The following is a 17,329-nucleotide window of genomic DNA, read 5'->3' as shown; positions in this document are numbered from 1 at the left end:
CGCGTGACCCGTTGCCCCCTGCCCGGACCGACGCGGTCCCGGGTCGATCCGCGCCGTGCCCGACCGGGCCGCGGACCCCCGCCGCCACCAACGCGAACGGAAGTATCGCCATGACCGCCGTGACCGGCGCCCGTCCGGACGAACTGTGGTTCACCCGCTGTCCCGTGCCCACCGCCACCGGCATCGCCGCCGATCTGGGGCTGCTCGACGCCGAGTTCGCGGCCGAGGGCATCACCGTCCGCTCGCTGCAGGACGTCTCCGCCGACGTGGCCGCCGACCACCACTACACGCACGCGCTGCCCGGGCTCTTCCGCGAGGGCGGCAACGTGCCCGCGCTGTGGGCGCGTTCGCGAGGTGAGGCGACCCGGCTGGTCGGACTCACCTGGATCGAGGAGAGCCAGGCGATCCTGGTCCGCGCGGACAGCGGCATCAGCGCGCCCGAGCATCTGCGCGGGCTGCGGCTGGCGATTCCCCGGCACGACATCGCGATCGACTTCTGGCGGGCGATGGCACTGCACGGCTTCGCCGGCGCGCTGTCCCTGGCCGGCGCGACCCTGTCCGACGCACGTCCGGTCGAGGTGCCCGCGGCGCGCGGGATCGGCCAGTGGGAGGCCGAGTTGGCCGCGCTCGGGCGCGGTGACGTGGACGCCGTGTACGTCAAGGGCGCGCTCGCCGTCGAGGCGGCGGCGCGGCACGGCGCGGTCGTGGCGGTCGACCTGGACGCGGCGGTCGACCCGCGAGCGCGGATCAACAACGGCACGCCGCGGCCGATCACCGTGCACCGGAATCTGCTGGACCACCACCCGGACCTCGTCTCCCGCTTCCTCGCGGTGCTGGTCGAGGCGGCCGACTGGGCGCCGGGACATCCCGCCGAGGTGGCTCGGATCCTGGGCGCCGAGACCGGTGCGGGCGCGTTCGGGGTGGCCGGCGCATACCGCGAACTCGGCCCGGACACGCTGCGGATCGACCTCTCCGCCGAGCGCCTGGACCTGCTCGCGCGACAGGAGCGCTTCCTGTACGGACAGGGCTTCCTGGCCGAACCCGTGGACGTGCGCGCGTGGGCGGACCCGGAGCCGCTGCGAGCCGCGCGCGAACTCGCGGACGCGCGACGGACATCGGCCGAGGACGCGCCGCCACCCGAGAACTCCGCCCGCCCCTTCGACGCCGCGCCGTCGCCCGCCGGGCGCGCGCACCCCGAACAGTCGCTCGACCCCGAACCGTCCCGGATATCCACGCTGGAGGCATCCCATGAGTAGCCGACCCCCTCGCCGTCACACCCGTCTGCTGTCCGCCGTCGCGCTCGCGACCGCGACGCTGATCGCGCTGACCGGCTGCGGCTCCTCGTCGAAGGACGCCAAGGCGTCGTCGGCCGCGGGCGACACCAAGACCGGCATCACGCTGCGCATCCCCGACCCGGGCAACAACGGCGTGCTCGCACTCGGCAAGAAGGACGGTTCCCTGGACGCGGCGCTCGCCAAGGTCGGCGCCAAGGTCTCCTGGACCGGCAGTGCGGGCCCGTTCGCACCGGCCGCGCAGGCGATCAACGCCGGCCAACTCGATGTCGCGCTCGGCTCGATCACCTCCGCCGTCGCCGCGCTCGGTCAGAAGCCGAGCTTCAAGCTCTTCGGCGCCACCGCCCCCGACCTGGCGGGCGAGGGCATCCTGGTCAAGAGCGACTCGAAGATCCACTCGATCCGGGACCTGGTCGGCAAGAAGGTGGCCTGCTCGCAGGGCGGCACCAGCGAATACCTGCTGCTGGCCGCGCTCGAACAGGCCGGCATCCCGGCCGACAAGGTCGAGCGGGTCTACCTGCGCGCCGACCAGACCGCGCCGGTGTTCGCCGCCGGCCAGGTCGACGCGTGGGCCACCTGGGCCACCTACTCGGTGCCCGCGCTGGCCTCCGGCAACGCGCGATTCCTCGCCGACGGCCGCGCGCTCGGCTCGGACAACTACTCGGTGTGGGCGGTGCGCAACGCGTTCGCGGACAAGCACCCCGAGGTGGTCAAGGCGTTCTACGCCTACCTGCACGAGGCCGGCACCAAGGAGATCGCCGACCCCGCCGCGTACATCAACGTCTTCACCGACTCCGGCCCCACCGCGTACGGCGCCGAACCCAAGCGCATCCAGACCGACTTCACCCGGCAGGGCGCCACGGTCGAGCCGATCCGACCGGCCGATGTGGAACGCTTCGGCAAGGTCGCCCAGTTCTTCCTGAACCAGAAGGTCACCCCGAGCCTGGTCGACGTCAAGCCGCACCTGCTGGACGTGGCCTCCCTCGCGGGAGCGACCGGATGAGCGCGCCCACGCTGGTCAAGACCGAACCCCGGGTGCGCGAGTACCCCGGTCTGGTCACCCCGCGTCCGCGACTCCCGCGCTCCCGACCGCGCTTCCTCAGCCCCGCGCTGCGGGCGATCGGCCCGCTCGCGCTGGTCGGCGGCTGGGCCTGGGCATCGCACAGCGGAGCGCTCAGCCCGGACCTGCTCGGCTCGCCCGCCGACGTCTTCCGCGCGGCGCGCGAGATGTGGGACAACGGCCAACTCCCGGACGCGCTCCGGGTCTCGCTGGGTCGGGCCGGCCTGGGCCTGGTGTTCGGGCTCACCATCGGCCTGGCCCTGGGCGTACTCACCGGCTTCTCCCGCCTGGGTGAGGAACTCCTGGACTCCACCGTGCAGTTGTTGCGCACCGTGCCGTTCCTCGCGCTGGTCCCGCTGTTCATGGTGTGGTTCGGCATCGGCGAATCGGCCCGGGTGATCCTGATCGCGGTGGCCACCGCGTTCCCGATGTACGTCTCCGCCTCCGGCGGGGTGCGCAACGTGGACCGCAAGCTGGTCGAGGCCATGCGCAGCTTCGGCGTCGGCCGGATCGCGCTGGTGCGCGAGGTGGTCCTGCCGGGCGCGCTGCCCGCGCTGCTCTCCGGGCTGCGGCTGTCCATGACGCTGAGCGTGATCGCGCTGATCGCAGCCGAGGAGATCAACTCCACGGCCGGGATCGGCTATCTGATGAGCCAGGCGCAGAGCTTCTCGCGCACCGACATCCTCACCGTCTGCATCCTGGTCTACGCGATCCTCGGTCTGCTCGCCGACGCCCTGGTGCGCATCCTGGAACGGGTGCTGATGCCTTGGCGCAACCAGGGGCAGGGGGCGGGCCGATGAGCACCGATCGCACCCGCTCCGCCGAGGTCGCGGTACACATCCGGGGGCTGCGCCGGGTGTTCGGTACCCGCGCCGTCCTGGACGGTGTGCACCTGGACATCGCCCGCGGCGAGTTCGTCGCGCTGCTCGGCGCGAGCGGTACCGGCAAGACCACGCTGCTGCGCATCCTCGGCGCGCTCGATCGCAGCGACGGCGGCACGGTCCTGGTCCCCGAGGCCCGCACCATCGTCTTTCAGGAACCGCGACTGGTGCCGTCCAAAAGGGTGTTGGCCAATGTCGTGGTCGGCCTGCCGCGAGGTCGGGCCACCCGCGAGATCGGCCTGCGCGCGCTGACCGAGGTCGGTCTGGAAGGGCATGCCCAGGCCTGGCCGGCGACCCTGTCCGGCGGTGAGGCGCAGCGCGTCGCGCTCGCCCGGGCACTGGTGCGTGAGCCGGAACTGCTGCTTTTGGACGAGCCGTTCGCCGCGTTGGACGCGCTGACCCGGCTGCGCATGCAGGACCTGGTCGGCGAGTTGTGCCGGGTGCATCGGCCTGCCGTGCTGCTGGTCACGCACGATGTGGAGGAGGCGATCCGGCTGGCCGACCGGGTCGCGGTGCTGCGGGACGGAAACCTGGTCACCGACGAGGTGGTCGCGGTGGACCGGCCGCGCGACCCCACCGATCCGGCGTTCGCGGCGCTGCGCCGGCGGTTGCTCGCCGATCTGGGCGTGCGCACGCCGGATTCCGGATCCGCCGGGGCGTCCTCCCGCCCCGCCTCGGCCGGCAGCGGCCCGTCTTCCGAGCCTTCCGCGTCTTCCGCGTCGTCCTTCTCCTCGTCCTCTTCCTCGTCCCCGTCTTCGACCGGAGTGATCTGAATGACCGTCACCATCGGTGTCCATGGCAGCAACCCGTCGTTGTACCTGCTCGCGCGGCTGGGCATCCTGGAGCGCGCGTTGGAGCCGCTGGGGGAGAGCGTGACCTGGGTGCCCGTGGAGGGCACCCGGGTGGGCGAACTGCTCGGCGACGGCACGATCGACTTCGGCGGGACCGGTTCGACGCCGCCGATCGTCGGTCAGGCGCAGGGCCACGACATCGTCTACGTCGCGGTGTCCGCGCCGCGTCCCGGGCACGGTGCGTTGCTGGTCGCCGACGAGGGCCCGGTGCGCGCGCCGGCGGACCTCAAGGACGGCACCGTTGTGCTGAGCATCGGTTCGTGGCAGACCCACTTCGTGGCCAAGGCGCTCGCCGACGTCGGGCTGTCCTATCGGGACGACATCACGCCCGTGCGGCCGGTGGCGGGACAGGACCAGGCCGCGCGGCTGCGTTCCGGCGAGATCGCCGGCTGGGTCGCGCAGGGGCCCGAGCTGGTCGCCGCGCTGCGTGAGCCCGGACTTCGGGTGCTGCACCGGGTCGGCGACGTGATCACCGACCGCTCGGTGTTCTTCGCGCGCCGCGCGTTCGCCGAGGAGCGCGCGGAGGTGGCCGCTGTCGTGGTGGCCGCGCTGCGCGAGGCCGACGAGTGGGCCGCGGCGCACCTCGACGAGGCAGCCGGGTTGCACGCGGCCGAGCTGCCGGGCGCGCGGGCGGACTGGGCCGAGGCGCTGGCCGCGCTGCCGTGGCGACTGGAGCCGGTACCGGCCTCGTTCATCGCCGAGCAGCAGGAGGCCGCGGACATCTTCGTGGCGAACGGGTTCATCGACCGACCGATCACGGTGGCCGACGCGCAGGTCGACGCGTTGACGCCGCTGGTCGCCGGGGCGCTCGCGGCGACGGTCGGCGGTGCCCGATGAGCACCGAGGTGTTGTGGTACGTGATCCCGCGTGAGGGGCCGTATCCCTGGGAGCCCGCCGGCCGGCGTCCGGTCGACCTGGCCTACCTCCAGCAACTCGCGGGCGCGGTGGACCGGTTGGGATTCAGCGGCGCGTTGCTGGCGACCGACCTGTACGACGTGTGGTCGCTGGGCAGCGTGGTGGCCGCGGCGGCGCCGACGTTCCGACCGCTGCTCGCGGTGCATCCCGGGCTGATCGCGCCGACATTGCTGGCCAAGATGGCGCTGAGCTTCGAGGCGTTGTTCGGCGCGGGGCGGCTGCGTTTCAACGTGGTCAACGGCTCGACCGAGGGTCTGCGCGAGTACGGGCTGCACCTGGACCACGACGGGCGCTACGAACTCAGCGCCGAGTACTGGTCGATCGTCCGGCGACTGACCTCGGGCGAGGTGTTCGACCACAAGGGGAAGTTCTACGACCTGCGGCAGGCCGGCGCGGGGCTGCGCGAGCTGCACCGGGACGGCGGGCACGTCCCGATGTGGTTCGGCGGCTCGTCGCCGGCCGGCATCGAGATGGCCGCCGAGCACGTCGACGTCTACCTGACCTGGGGCGAACCGCCGCACCTGCTCAAGGAGAAGCTGGAGCGGGTCCGCGAGCGGGCCGCCGCGCACGGGCGTTCGTTGCGGATCGGACTGCGGCTGCACCTGATCGTGCGGGACACCGAGAACGAGGCGTGGGCGGCGGCCGATCGGCTGCTGGAGGTGACCAGCCACGCCACCTACGCGCGGCAGTTGGGCCAGGCGGCGGACGCGGACGGGGTGGGCTGGGAGCGGCAGTTCCGCCAGCACGGAGGTCGGGTCCCGGCTCGGGCGCGGGAGTTGGAGGTGTACCCGAATCTGTGGCCCGGGATGGGGCTGTTCCGGCCGGGGCCCGGGACGGCGGTGGTCGGTTCCACGGCTCAGGTGATCGAGCGGTTGCAGGAGTTCGAGGCGATGGGGGTGGACACGTTCATCCTGTCCGGCAACCCCTTGCTGGAGGAGGCGTACCGGATCGGCGAGACGGTGCTGCCGGCTCTGGGGGTGCGGCCTCGGGTGGGGTGAGCGCCGGCGGGGCGGGCGTACGGCGGGGCCTGTACGGCGGAAGACCCCGTCGTACCGCTTGGGCCGCCCGGGCGGCATGGGAGGCTCAGGCGGCCTTGAGTGCGCCGCCGTCGACGAGGTGGTCCGTGCCGGTCACGCTGCCCGCGAGCGGGGAGAGCAGGTAGGCGACCGCGGTCGCCACCTCGGCGGGCTCGACGAAGCGGCCGGTGACCATGCCGGTCGCGCCGGGGAGCGCGGCGAGCAGCTGTTCGTGGGACAGGCCCATGGATGCGGCCAGTTGGGCGCCGTAGCCGTCCGGCGCCTCCCACATCGCGGTGCGCACGGCGCCGGGGGAGACCGTGTTGACCCGGACGCCGCGCGGCCCGAACTCCTCGGCGAGCGCCTTGCCGAACGCGGTCAGCGCGGCCTTGGCGGTGGTGTACGTCACCGGCCCGCCGTGCGGCATTCGGGCGCCGATCGAGGAGATGTTCACGATCGCGCCGCGTGCGTCGAGCAGTGCGGGCAGCGCGGCGCGCGTGGTGCGCACGGTGGCCAGGAAGTTGAGGTCGAACGAGGCGAGCCACTGGTCGTCGGTGAAACTCAGGAAGCCGCCTGTCTGATCGTCGCCGCCCGCGTCGCCGCCGCCGACGTTGTTGACCAGGATGTCGAGCGGGCCGAACTCGGCCGCGGCGCGTTCGGCGAGTCGGATCGGCCCGTCGGGTCGAGCCAGGTCCACGGCCATGGTCAGGGCGCCGGTTCCGGCGAGCTCCGGGGTGAGGGTGCGGGAGGCGGCCAGAACGCGGACGCCCTCGTCGACGAGGGCGGACACGATCGCCAGGCCGATGCCTCGGCTCGCGCCGGTCACCAGGGCGGTCTTTCCGTCGAGACGCAGATCCATGAGGGCTCCTTGGGTAGTGCCGTGCTGCCTGCCGCGAAGCACTAAGTAGTGCTTCGTTGATGCATTGAAGTTAGAACATGCATCATCGATGTTGCAAGTAGTCGTTGAGTGGCGACTTTGTCGTACAGTTCGATGGTGACTTCGAAGGCGAGTGGTACCGGGGATCGCACGCGACCGCTGCGCGCGGACGCGGAGCGGACCGTGCGCGCGATCCTGGAGGCGGCCGAGCGGGTGCTGAGCGCCGATCCGGCGGCCACGATGGAGCAGGTCGCCGAGGCGGCCGGGGTGGCCAGGACGACGGTGCACCGTCGGTTCGCCACCCGCGAGGCGCTGATCGCGGCGATGAGTGTGTGGGCTGCCCGACAGTTCCACGACGCGGTGACGGCCGGGCGGCCGGAGACCACGCCGCCCGCCGTCGCGCTGTACCAGGTCACAGCGAACGTGCTGCGGGTGAAGCTCGCGTGGGGCTTCGCGATGACCGCGCGGCGCACCGACGACGCCGAGGTGGCGCACGTGCACGCCGACGTGCGCGACCGGTGCGATCGGCTCTTCCGGCGGGCCAGGGAGGCCGGAGTGCTGCGTGCGGACGTCGACCTGGACTGGACCCGGCGGGTGTACTACGCGCTGATCCACGAGGCCGCGCAGGAGGACCGCGGCGAGGACGCGGACGCGCTCGCGACCCGGATCGTGGACACCCTGCTGCGTGGATTCGGCGGGCCCGACGGCGCCTTGGCGCGATGAGCCGGGCCGGCCGGCCCCCGTGTACGGTGTGCCCGCCGGTCCCCGATCGAGAGGTTTGTCGTGACCCTGGCCGTGGCCCACCGAGGCGACCCCCGGCGTTTTCGAGAGAACACCCTGCCGTCGTTGGCGAGCGCCCTCGACCAGGGCGCCGACCTGGTCGAGATCGACCTCGAGATCACCCGGGACGGGCACCTGGTGCTCCTGCACGACGCGACGCTGCGTCGGTTGTGGTGGCGCAACGCGCGGGTCCGGGACCTGACGTTGGCTCAGGTCCAGGAGATCGGCCGGCGCGGGAAGTACCGGGTGCCCAGCTTCGGCGAGGCATTGGAGCTGATCAAGGGCACCCGGGGCGGGTTGATGGTCGACTTCGGCGAGATCGAACTGGCCGAGCCGGCCGTCGACGCGGTCGACCGGCACGGAGTGAACGAGCGGATCCTGTACGTCGGCGGGCCGGTCGCGATGAGCCGGGTGCGCGAGCACGCCGCGCACGCGCACATCGGGCTCAGCGGCGACTCGTTCGCACGTGTGCCGGACGCGGCGGTGCTGCGCGATCTGCGGCCGGAGTACATCAACCTGCGCTGGCGGGCGTACGACGCGGCCTCGGTCGAGCGTTGTCATGCGGACGGTTATCTGGTGAGCGCGTGGACGGTGGACTCGCCGCGGGTGATGCGCCGGCTGGTGGCGATGGGCGTGGACATGATCATCAGCAATCGCGTCGGGCGACTGCTCGGTGTGCTTGCGGAGGGGCAGGGCTGAGCCCGCGGGGCCGGCGGCCGGACGGGACGGCGGGGCCGAGCGGAATGGTGCCGCGCGGGAGGTCGTCGCGGAGGTCTCGTGTGCGGCGGTTACCGTGGCGGGGCAGTCCGGGCGCGTACCCCGGTGGTCTGCTTCGCCCCGACGCGAGGAACCGTGATGACCGAATCAGCCCCGGAGCCCGGCGCGTCCGCGCCGTCCGCGCCTGTTCCCGCGACCGCTTCGCCCGCGGCGGTATCGCGGCGGCCTCGGGAGACGCAGAAGCAGACCGAGAAGGGCATCCTGATCTGGCTCTGCTTCTTCCTGTTCGTCACGCACATCATCGGCGGCGTGTTCTGCCTCGCGTTCCACTATCTGGGCGAGTAGTGGCGGGCTCCCCCGAGGGTTTCCCTCGACCGGTTCGCGGGGCGGGCTTGCGGGGCGGAGAGCGCGCCGTCAGTGGCCCGCCGGTTTCGGGCGGCCGGCGCGGGCGAGTTCGCGGGCGTGCCGGATGGCGCCGCGCGTGTCCGGGAAGACCAGGTGGTCCCGGCGCAGATGCTCGGCGATCCGCAGCGCGTCCAAGACCTGATCATGGTCCGGCTGGACGCCGGAGAGCAGTACGGTGACGCCGCGCACCTCCAGGTCGGTGATCGCCTCGCCCAGGACGCCGGCGCCGGTCGCGTCGATCGCGGTCACCCGGGACATCCGCAGGACGACCACCCGGACGTCCTGTACTTCGGACAACCGGGTCAGCAGGCGGTGCGCGGCCGGGAAGAACAGTGGCCCGTCCAGGCGGAACACCGCGACGTGGCCGGTCGAGGGTGGCCCGGGCGTGCCGTGAGTTCCGGCCCGGGCGTCCTCCTCCGCGTCGTCGGCGGGGATCGGTACCGGCTCCAGTCGGGCCGAGCGGGTCACCTGGCGCAGCGCCAGGACGACGGCGAGGGCGATGCCGATCACCACCGCGGTGACCAGGTCCACCGCGACGGTCACCACGAACGTCACCACGAGCACCGCGGCGTCGGCGCGCGTGGAGCGGGCCAGCGCGGCCAGTGAGGAGACCTGGACCATGCGCACGCAGGTGGCCAGCAGTACGCCCGCCAGTGCGGGCAGCGGGATGTGCGAGACCAGGCCGGCCGCGCTGAAGACGATCACCGCGAGCACGACGGCGTGGGTGAGCGCGGCGAGCCGGGAGGACGCGCCGGCGCGGACGTTGACGGCGGTTCGGGCGATGGCCGCGGTGGCCGGTACGCCGCCGAACAGGGGCGTGGCCAGATTGGCGATGCCCTGGCCGAGGAGTTCGCGATCGGGGTCGTGACGTTGGCCGGTCGTCATCCCGTCGGCCACGCTCGCGCACAGGAGCGACTCGAGGCCGGCCAGGGCGGCGACGGCCAGGGCGGAGGGGAGCAGCACGACCAGCATCGACGCGTCGAGGAAGGCCAGGGACGGGGCGGGCAGGCCGTTGGGCAGGTTGCCGATGCGGGCCACGTCGAGGGCGGGCAGGGCCTCGGCCAGGAGGGTCGCGGCGGCCACCGCGAGCAGCGAGAACGGTACGCCCGGCCGCCATCGCGCGCCGACCAGGAGCAGCGCGGCTACGCCGAGGGCCATCGCGGGCGCGTCCGCGTCCGGGTGTTCGAGAAAGCGGAGGGTGGCGTGCCCGGCGACCTGCCACACCTTCTCGCCCTCGCCGGCCGCGCCCAACGCGGCGGGCACCTGCTGGAGGGCGATCACCACGGCGATGCCTGCGGTGAAGCCCTCGATGACCGGCAGCGGCAGGTACTTCGCGGCCCGGCCCAGGCGTAGTACGGCGACCACGACCAGCAGTACGCCGGCCATCAGGCCGACCATCAACACGCCGTCGGTGCCGTGGCGTTGCACGACCGGGACCAGGACCACGGTCATCGCCCCGGTCGGTCCGGACACCTGGAGGTTGGATCCGCCGAACACCGCCGCCAGCGCGCCCGCGACCACCGCCGTCACCAGCCCGGCCTGCGCGCCGACCCCCGACGCCACGCCGAACGCCAACGCCAGTGGCAACGCGACCACCGCGACGGTGAGACCGGCCAGCAGATCCCGCCCCGGCGCGCGGCGTATCGCCGGCAGATCACCGGGCCCCGGCAACAATCCGGCGACCCGGCCCCATCCCCTGAAGAACGCTTCCATCAACGCCCTGACCTCTCGTCGGCCGAGGCGACCCCGCACCCGTTCGGGCATGCCGAATCGCCATACCCCGCAAACCGGTTCGTGTGCCGCGTACCCGGCCCAGATCCGGGCGCCCGGGTCAGGGCGCCGTCGCATCGCCCTCACACGTGGGGGCGCGGACCCCTCGCGGGGCCGTGGGAGATCGGGTGTCGTGTGATCCGTGTCGTCAGGTGGTCCACATCCGGCGAACGCGCGAATCGCGGCGCGGCCCCATGGCGGGGGCACTCTCGCCTCTACGCCGACCCTAGCAAGAAGTGATGATCAAAATAACCGATAGTCCTACATCCATCACGTTCCGCACCCAACCACCACGCAACCCCTGGCGGGGGGCGAGACGAGACGGGCGCGGGGCGGGGCGGTGCGGTGAGGGGCGGGGCGGGACGGGTGCGGGGACGGGCGGAGAGGGACGGGGCGGGCGGGGCGGGCGGGGCGGTGAGGGGCTGGTTGGGGCGAGGCGGTGGCGGTGGATGCGGCTTGGGGTGGGGCGATGCCCGCGAACGCAACCGAGCGAGTCGGCCGGCGAGCCTTGGGCCCCGGGTCGGCGTGCAGGGGTTCGCATGGCGGGTTGGGGTGGTGAGTGCGGCTTGAGACTGGACTTAATGCCCTTGGCCACAGCCGAGCAACCTGGCCGGCGAGCCTCGGCCCCGGGTCGGCGCGTAGGGGCTCGCATGGCGGGTTGGGGTGGTGGGTGCGGCTTGAGACTGGACTTAATGCCCTTGGCCACAGCCGAGCAACCTGGCCGGCGAGCCTCGGCCCCGGGTCGGCGCGTAGGGGCTCGCATGGCGGGTTGGGGTGGTGGGTGCGGCTTGAGACTGGACTTAATGCCCTTGGCCACAGCCGAGCAACCTGGCCGGCGAGCCTCGGCCCCGGGTCGGTGCGTAGGGGCTCGCATGGCGGGTCGAGGTGGGGCGCAGTGTCCCTGAGCGCGGCCGTGCAATCCGGTGGGCGAGCCTTGGGCTCCGGGGCGGTGTGTAGGGGTTCGCATGGCGGGGTGGGGGAGGGGCGTTTGGCGGGGCGACGGGTGGGTTCCGGCGAGGGAATTGCCCACGATGCGGCCGGCGATTGCCGGTGTGGGAGTCCGGATTTGTAGGGTGTGCCGCATGACCCCGGGTGTACCTGGCAGACGCGTGATCGACGGCCGCTTCGAGTTGCTGGAGCGGCTCGGTGGTGGCGGCATGGGATTGGTCTGGCGGGCGCGTGACCTGGCGCTGGAACGCGAGGTCGCGCTCAAGGAGGTCCGGCCGCCGGACCCGGCGCTGCTGGAGGACGATCCGACCGCCGCGCGGATGTTGCGCGAGCGGGTGCTGCGCGAGGCCAGGTCGCTGGCCCGGCTGAATCACCCACACGTGGTGACGATCCATCACATCGTGGATGCCGCCGAGGTTCCGCACCCGTGGCTGGTGATGGAGCTGGTTCCGGGCGGCTCGCTGCACGACCGGTTGACGGCCGGGCCGATCCCGCCCGTCGAGGCCGCCGCGATCGGCCGGGGCGTACTGTCCGCGCTGAGCGCCGCGCACGCGGCCGGGATCCACCACCGCGACGTCAAGCCGGGCAACGTTTTGCTGCGCGCCGACGGCAGCCCGGTGCTGACCGACTTCGGTATCGCCGCGCTGCGCGAGTCGACGAGTCTGACCGCGACCGGGGACCTGATCGGCTCACCCGAGTACATCGCGCCCGAGCGCATCCGCGGCGAGGAGGACAACGCCGCGTCCGACCTGTGGTCGCTGGGGATGATGTTGTACGTGGCGGTCGAGGGGCAACATCCGCTGCGTCGGGCGACCAGCCTGGCCACGCTCGCCGCGGTGTTGACCGAGACGGTGCCGGCGCCGATCCGCGCGGGTGCGCTGACCCCGGTCCTGGAGGCGCTGCTGGTCCGCGATCCCGCGGCCCGCCCGGACGCGGCGCACCTGGACCGGCTCTTGGCCGAGGCGGCCGGCGAGCCGACCGGGCGGCCCTCGTCACAACACACCACCTCGGCGCTGCCGGTCGCCGACGCCCTCGCCTGGCAGCCGGCCGACCTCGGCGGCGGTCGCGCGGCGGACACCGGACCGGCCTGGTCGGGCGCGGACCGGGTCGGCGCGGAGGCGAACTCCGGTTCCTGGCAGGCATCGTCGACCCCGCCGCCGTCGTCCGTACCGCCTTCCTCGCGCTATGCGACGCCGTTCACCCCGGCCGAACCGCAATCGCCGGACCGGCAGCGGGCCCGCCGAACCCGGATCATCGCCGGTTCGGCGGTCGGCACCGCCCTGGTCGGCGGGTTGGTCGCGCTGGTCCTGGCCTCCCAACTGGGCGACACGGGTTCGGACTCGGACAAGAAGGCCGGCGCCGGCAAGCAGGGCAGCGACAGCGCGCGCCCCACCCCGTCGCCCTCCGTGCCGGGAATCCCGGTGGACTCGATACCCACCCGGCCGTCGGCGACGCGCACCACCAAGCCCCCCGCGGAGACGGTGAACCTGCTCACCCCCACTGCCATCCGCGGCCTGATCGAGGCGATGGCCCCGGTGATCGGGGGCACCAAGGTCAAGGAACTCAACGTCTACGACAAGTACGCCTTCACGGAGGCGCCCGTCGCCGGCAACGCCCGCCTGTACGACCGCTTCTCCTACCGCGACGGCGTCACCAAGAAGGAATCCGGCTCCGGGACCGACCGGGACGACAAGACCATCGACCTGACGAAGGTCAACTGGGACGCGCTCCCGGCACTGATGGCCAAGGCCGACAAGGAACTGGGCATCACCACGCCCAAGAACCACTACGTGATCCTGGACATCGGACTGATCGACCGGGTGCCGGCGCTGAAGATCTACGTCAGCGACGACTACGGGGGCGGCTATCTGCGGGCCGACCTGGACGGCAAGGTCGTCAAGATGTACCCGCGCTGAGCGGCGCACCGTGCAAGGCCGGTGCCGGCCGGGCCGCGAAGGGCCCGGCCGGCGGGAAGCGGCCGACGGAAGCGGTCGGGTCAGCGGTCGTAGCAGAGCACCCGCGCCTGGCCCGCGGCCAGGTGCGCGTACGTCTTGTCCGAACCCACCCAGTCCTCGCCCCGGTTGACCATGCGCAGCACGACCTTGCCGTCCTTGACCGGCAGGCTCACGCCCTGGATCCAGGCGCCGCGGTGCGCGGTCTGGTCGACGGTGAAGGTGGACCGGACCGGAGCGGAACCGCTGTCGGTGTCCAGCACCTGGTAGAACGCGGGCTTGCCGGCCGCGTCGCGCCAGGTGGAGCCGCCGGGCACGTACACCTGCACCGAGCAACTCTTGGCCTTGGCACCGGCGTTCCAGGTCCATACCGCCGCGACGCCGGCATCGTCCTTGGTCTTGGAACCGGACATCGGGATCGCCCAGAAGTCGTCCCCGCACCCGGCCGTGCCCAGGCCGCCGCTGCCGACCTTGTACCAGCCTTCCTTGCCGTCGCTGTAGTCGCCCTGTACCCGGAACCCGGCGCCCGAGTTCGAACAACCCAGCCCGGCATAGCCGTTGTAGACCTGCTGCGGCCCCTGGGCCGGGGCGACCGGCGGCTTGGCCGGAGTGCTCGGCGGCGGCACCGGCGGCTTGGCCCCCGACGTGCTGCCGCCACTGCCACCGCCGGCGACCGGACCGCCCGGAGTGGACCCGCCGGCCCCGGGGACGGTGGAACCGCCGCCCCCACCACCGCCCCCGCCGCCACCCGCGCCACCGCCGGCCACCGCGCCACCGCCCCCGCCGGCCGCACCGCCGTTGTAGGCCACCGAGCCGCCCGCCCCGGTGCCCGGCACGCCGCCCGGCTGGTAGCCGACCGGCGCACCGCCGGGCGGACCCTGCGGTGCGACGGGCGTGCCGTCGGCACCGACCGGAACCCCCTCGACCGGGGCCGGTTCGGCGCTACCCGGGGAGCCCCAGCCGGCGGGAGTGCCCGGCAACGCGGCGTTCGCCGCGACGTGTTGCACATCGCGGCGCGGGTGCGAGGGGGTGGTGCCAGGCGCGGCCAGCAGCGGCACCAGCACGATCGCGCCGGTGGTCAGCGCCGCGGCGCCGCCGATCGTGCCCCAGACCCGCAGGCCGGGCACCGGGCCTCGGGCGCCTGCGCCGGGTCGGCGGGCGAAGGTGGCCGCGAAGCCGTTCGGGTCGTCGGGGGAACCACCGTTGTGCGGGCGGTTGTTGGCGGGCACGGGGACTCCAGGTGTCGGGGGGAGGATGCTCACGCGGTCGCGCCCGCGAGGGACGCGGGCAGGTCCGCGACCTCCAGGGCGATCAGTTGGGCCGCGTCGGGGTTGTCGAGTTCGGCGACCCGGCCGGCCTGACGTTCCGTCATCTCCTGGAACGCCTGCCGGGCCGATCGCCCGTTGCCGAAGCCGCCGCCGCGGGTCATGCCGGCGAACAGCGCGAGCAGTTCGGCGCGCGCGGCGGGGGTCAGTTCGTAGCGGTGCCGCTCCGCCTGGTGCTCGACGATGGCCACGAGCTGCTCGGCGTCGTAGTCCTCGAACAGCAGCGTGCGGGTGAATCGGGAGGCCAGGCCCGGGTTGGAGGACACGAACCGGTCCATGTCGTCGGGATATCCGGCGGCGATCACCACGACGTCGTCGCGGTGATCCTCCATCAGCTTCACCAGCGTGGCGATCGCCTCGGAGCCGAAGTCGTTGCCGCCGGCGAGCGGCGACAACGAGTAGGCCTCGTCGATGAACAACACGCCGCCGATCGCCCGGTTGAACGCGGCGGCGGTCTTGGGCCCGGTGTGGCCGACGTACTCGCCGACCAGCGCGCTGCGGTCGACCTCGACCAGGTGGCCGTGGCCGAGCAGTCCGAGCGCCTTGAGCAGCCGGCCGTACAGCCGTGCCACCGTTGTCTTGCCGGTGCCGGGGTTGCCCGCGAAGACCAGGTGCCGGCTCAGCGGCGGCGCGGGCAGCCCGGCCTCGACCCGGAGCCGGACCGTCTGCATCAGCTTGGCCATCGACGCCACGTCGCGCTTGACCCCGTCCAGGCCCACCAGCTCGCCGAGTTCGGCGAGCAGGTCGGGCAGGCTCTCCTCGACCACGTCGGGCAACTCCGGCACGGACGCGGCGCCGGCCGAAGGTCCCGGCGCGGCGCCCGCGGTCGCGGCGGTCACGAGCCGCGCGTCGGTGCCGGCGCCGAGCGCGGGATCGCAGTCGTCGAACACCGGCGCGGCGTTCGGGTCCGTGCTCAGGTCGTCGGTGCACTCGCGCACCCGGCAGCGGCGGAACAGCGGATCCGCGCCGCCGCCCACGTGCAGCGCCGCGTAGCCGGCACCGATCACGTCGCACCCGGTGAAGGTGCCGCCGGCCCGCTCGGCGACATACAGGCCGTTCTTGCCCGGCCGTTCGATCCGCAGACCGTGCACCGTGGGACGGGCGCCGGTCCACACCACCAGGCCCGAGCCGGTGCAGTCCTCGATCGAGCCGCCGGCCAGCTCGGCCCGCGAACCCGCGTCGAACACGATGCCCGCGGCGCCCGCGCCGGTGACCCGGTTGCCGGCCAACTCGGCGACGCCCTCGCCGGTGACCTCGATCCCGGTCCGCCCGGCCGCGCGCACCGTGCAGCCGGACACCCGCGACCCGGTCGGCGAACCGATCCCGATCCCGGTCGCGGTATCCGCGACCAGGCAGCCGGAGAGCGCCGCCGAGGACCGGCCGGTGACCGCGATCCCGGTCATCGCGGCGGCCGAGACCGTACAGTCGGTCAGCTCGGCCCGGGCGGTGTCCGCGGTGTGCACGCCATGCTCGGGAGTGCCCCGAACCCGGCAGTCGGCCAGCTTGAGCACGGCGGTGCCGGCGGCGTGCACCGCGCCGTAGCCGGAGTCCAGGATCCGGCAGTCGGTCAGGTCGGCGCCCGCGCCCTCGGTGAGCAGCACGCCGTTGGTCGCCGAGCGGCGCACCGCGCAGCCCTGCGCGACCACCCGCGCGGTGCCGTCGAGCACGATGCCGGCCGCGGCGGCGTCCAGGATGCGACAGTCGGTCAACTCGGCTCGGGCGCTGCCGCCGAGTCGGATGCCGGCCGCGCCCGGCGCGCTCACCCGGCTTTCGCCCGCCACGGCCGAGGACGCGTCCTCCAGCAGCAGGCCCACCCGCCCGCAGCCGTGCAGCACCGAATCGGTCAGCCGCAACATCGCCCGGCCGCGCAGCCGGATGCCCGAGCCGGACGTGGCCTCCAGGCGCAGCCGCGCCACGCCCACCCGCGCATCACCCGACAGCACGATTCCGGTGCCCTCGATAGCGCGCACCTCGACGTCCTCGACCCGGGCCCGCGCGTCACCGGACACATGCAGGCCCGCGAGCCGCGCGCCGCGCACGCGGGTGCCGGTGAGCAGCAGCGCCGAGGTGCTCCCGGCGGCCGTCGGCGCGGCGTCCAGGTCCGGATCGGCGCCGTCCCCGTCGGGCCGGTCCGGCCCGCCGCGCACCTCGATCCGGCCGCCCGTCACCGTGCAGTCGGCCAGGATCAGGCCCGCGCCAGGACCCACGCTGACCGCCGGCGCGTCGGTGCCCGCACCGTGCACGCTCAACCCGCGCACCACGCAGTCCGCCGCGTCCACGGTGATCGCCGGGCCCCGGTCGGTCGCGGTCAGCACCACCTCGCCGCCGCCCGGTTCCGGACACAGCGTCACCGACCGGGCCAGCAGCAGGGATTCGGTGTAGTGGCCGGCGGCGACCCACACGGTCGCGCCGGGGGACGCGGCCAGGACCGCGTCCGCGATCCGGCGATGCGTGCCGCGTCCCTTGGCGGCCACCCGGACAGCCGCCGGCCCGGTGCCGCTCCCTCGATGGTCGATGCTCGACACCTGTGCGCTACGCAC

14 protein-coding genes are annotated in these 17,329 nt (G+C 73.4%); 10 read left to right on the top strand and 4 right to left on the bottom strand.

Annotation, left to right across the window (positions count from 1 at the left end):
- Positions 1 to 110 precede the first annotated feature (110 nt).
- The 6 genes from ACZ4FV_RS09645 to ACZ4FV_RS09620 are packed head-to-tail and all read left to right on the top strand — an operon-like array spanning position 111 to position 5,997.
- Positions 111 to 1,256 carry an ABC transporter substrate-binding protein gene (locus tag ACZ4FV_RS09645; RefSeq protein WP_395863861.1) on the top strand — a complete coding sequence of 382 codons (1,146 nt, stop codon included), beginning with the start codon at positions 111 to 113 and terminating at the stop codon, positions 1,254 to 1,256.
- A complete protein-coding gene (locus ACZ4FV_RS09640) occupies positions 1,249 to 2,295 on the top strand; it encodes an ABC transporter substrate-binding protein (RefSeq protein WP_395863862.1) in 1,047 nt (348 codons plus the stop codon). Before ACZ4FV_RS09645 ends, ACZ4FV_RS09640 begins: the two co-directional genes overlap by 8 nt.
- Complete coding sequence (locus ACZ4FV_RS09635) at positions 2,292 to 3,152, top strand: ABC transporter permease (RefSeq protein WP_395863864.1); 861 nt, start codon at positions 2,292 to 2,294, stop codon at positions 3,150 to 3,152. Before ACZ4FV_RS09640 ends, ACZ4FV_RS09635 begins: the two co-directional genes overlap by 4 nt.
- On the top strand, positions 3,149 to 4,006 hold the full coding sequence (locus ACZ4FV_RS09630; RefSeq protein ID WP_465322319.1) for an ABC transporter ATP-binding protein: 858 nt from the start codon (positions 3,149 to 3,151) through the stop codon (positions 4,004 to 4,006). The genes ACZ4FV_RS09635 and ACZ4FV_RS09630 overlap by 4 nt, the downstream gene beginning before the upstream one ends.
- Positions 4,007 to 4,921, top strand: coding sequence for an ABC transporter substrate-binding protein (locus ACZ4FV_RS09625; RefSeq protein ID WP_395863868.1), 915 nt, complete (start codon positions 4,007 to 4,009; stop codon positions 4,919 to 4,921). It abuts the gene before it with no gap.
- On the top strand, positions 4,918 to 5,997 hold the full coding sequence (locus ACZ4FV_RS09620; RefSeq protein ID WP_465322318.1) for an LLM class flavin-dependent oxidoreductase: 1,080 nt from the start codon (positions 4,918 to 4,920) through the stop codon (positions 5,995 to 5,997). The genes ACZ4FV_RS09625 and ACZ4FV_RS09620 overlap by 4 nt, the downstream gene beginning before the upstream one ends.
- 85 nt (positions 5,998 to 6,082) lie before the next feature.
- Here ACZ4FV_RS09620 and ACZ4FV_RS09615 read toward each other — a convergent pair whose 3' ends face one another.
- Positions 6,083 to 6,874 carry an SDR family NAD(P)-dependent oxidoreductase gene (locus tag ACZ4FV_RS09615; RefSeq protein WP_465322317.1) on the bottom strand — a complete coding sequence of 264 codons (792 nt, stop codon included), beginning with the start codon at positions 6,872 to 6,874 and terminating at the stop codon, positions 6,083 to 6,085.
- Between the two features lie 132 nt (positions 6,875 to 7,006).
- Between ACZ4FV_RS09615 and ACZ4FV_RS09610 the strand changes: the two genes are divergently transcribed.
- The 3 genes from ACZ4FV_RS09610 to ACZ4FV_RS09600 all read left to right on the top strand — a co-directional run bounded on the left by ACZ4FV_RS09610 (position 7,007) and on the right by ACZ4FV_RS09600 (position 8,734).
- A complete protein-coding gene (locus ACZ4FV_RS09610; RefSeq protein WP_465322316.1) occupies positions 7,007 to 7,615 on the top strand; it encodes a TetR/AcrR family transcriptional regulator in 609 nt (202 codons plus the stop codon).
- Between the two features lie 60 nt (positions 7,616 to 7,675).
- Positions 7,676 to 8,371, top strand: a complete 696-nt coding sequence (locus ACZ4FV_RS09605; RefSeq protein WP_395863876.1) for a glycerophosphodiester phosphodiesterase — start codon at positions 7,676 to 7,678, stop codon at positions 8,369 to 8,371.
- A gap of 156 nt (positions 8,372 to 8,527) precedes the next feature.
- Positions 8,528 to 8,734: a hypothetical protein gene (locus tag ACZ4FV_RS09600; RefSeq protein WP_465322314.1), complete on the top strand. Its 207-nt coding sequence runs from the start codon at positions 8,528 to 8,530 to the stop codon at positions 8,732 to 8,734.
- A 69-nt stretch (positions 8,735 to 8,803) separates the two neighbouring features.
- On the opposite strand, the gene ACZ4FV_RS09595 is transcribed toward ACZ4FV_RS09600, so the two are convergent.
- Positions 8,804 to 10,507 carry a SulP family inorganic anion transporter gene (locus ACZ4FV_RS09595; RefSeq protein ID WP_465322312.1) on the bottom strand — a complete coding sequence of 568 codons (1,704 nt, stop codon included), beginning with the start codon at positions 10,505 to 10,507 and terminating at the stop codon, positions 8,804 to 8,806.
- Positions 10,508 to 11,646: 1,139 nt separating this feature from the next.
- On the opposite strand from ACZ4FV_RS09595, the gene ACZ4FV_RS09590 reads away from it, so the two are divergent.
- The gene (locus ACZ4FV_RS09590; protein WP_395863882.1) at positions 11,647 to 13,428 is read left to right on the top strand and encodes a serine/threonine-protein kinase; all 1,782 of its coding nucleotides are present in this window, start codon (positions 11,647 to 11,649) and stop codon (positions 13,426 to 13,428) included.
- An 80-nt stretch (positions 13,429 to 13,508) separates the two neighbouring features.
- Here the strand turns inward: ACZ4FV_RS09590 and ACZ4FV_RS09585 are convergent, their stop codons facing one another.
- Both ACZ4FV_RS09585 and ACZ4FV_RS09580 read right to left on the bottom strand, forming a co-directional pair.
- On the bottom strand, positions 13,509 to 14,693 hold the full coding sequence (locus tag ACZ4FV_RS09585) for a hypothetical protein (protein WP_395863884.1): 1,185 nt from the start codon (positions 14,691 to 14,693) through the stop codon (positions 13,509 to 13,511).
- 29 nt (positions 14,694 to 14,722) lie between these two features.
- On the bottom strand, positions 14,723 to 17,329 hold the full coding sequence (locus tag ACZ4FV_RS09580; protein ID WP_465322311.1) for a right-handed parallel beta-helix repeat-containing protein: 2,607 nt from the start codon (positions 17,327 to 17,329) through the stop codon (positions 14,723 to 14,725).

The sequence above is a fragment of the Embleya sp. NPDC025285 genome, from assembly GCF_055558835.1.
This window is presented reverse-complemented; position numbering and strand designations above follow the sequence as displayed.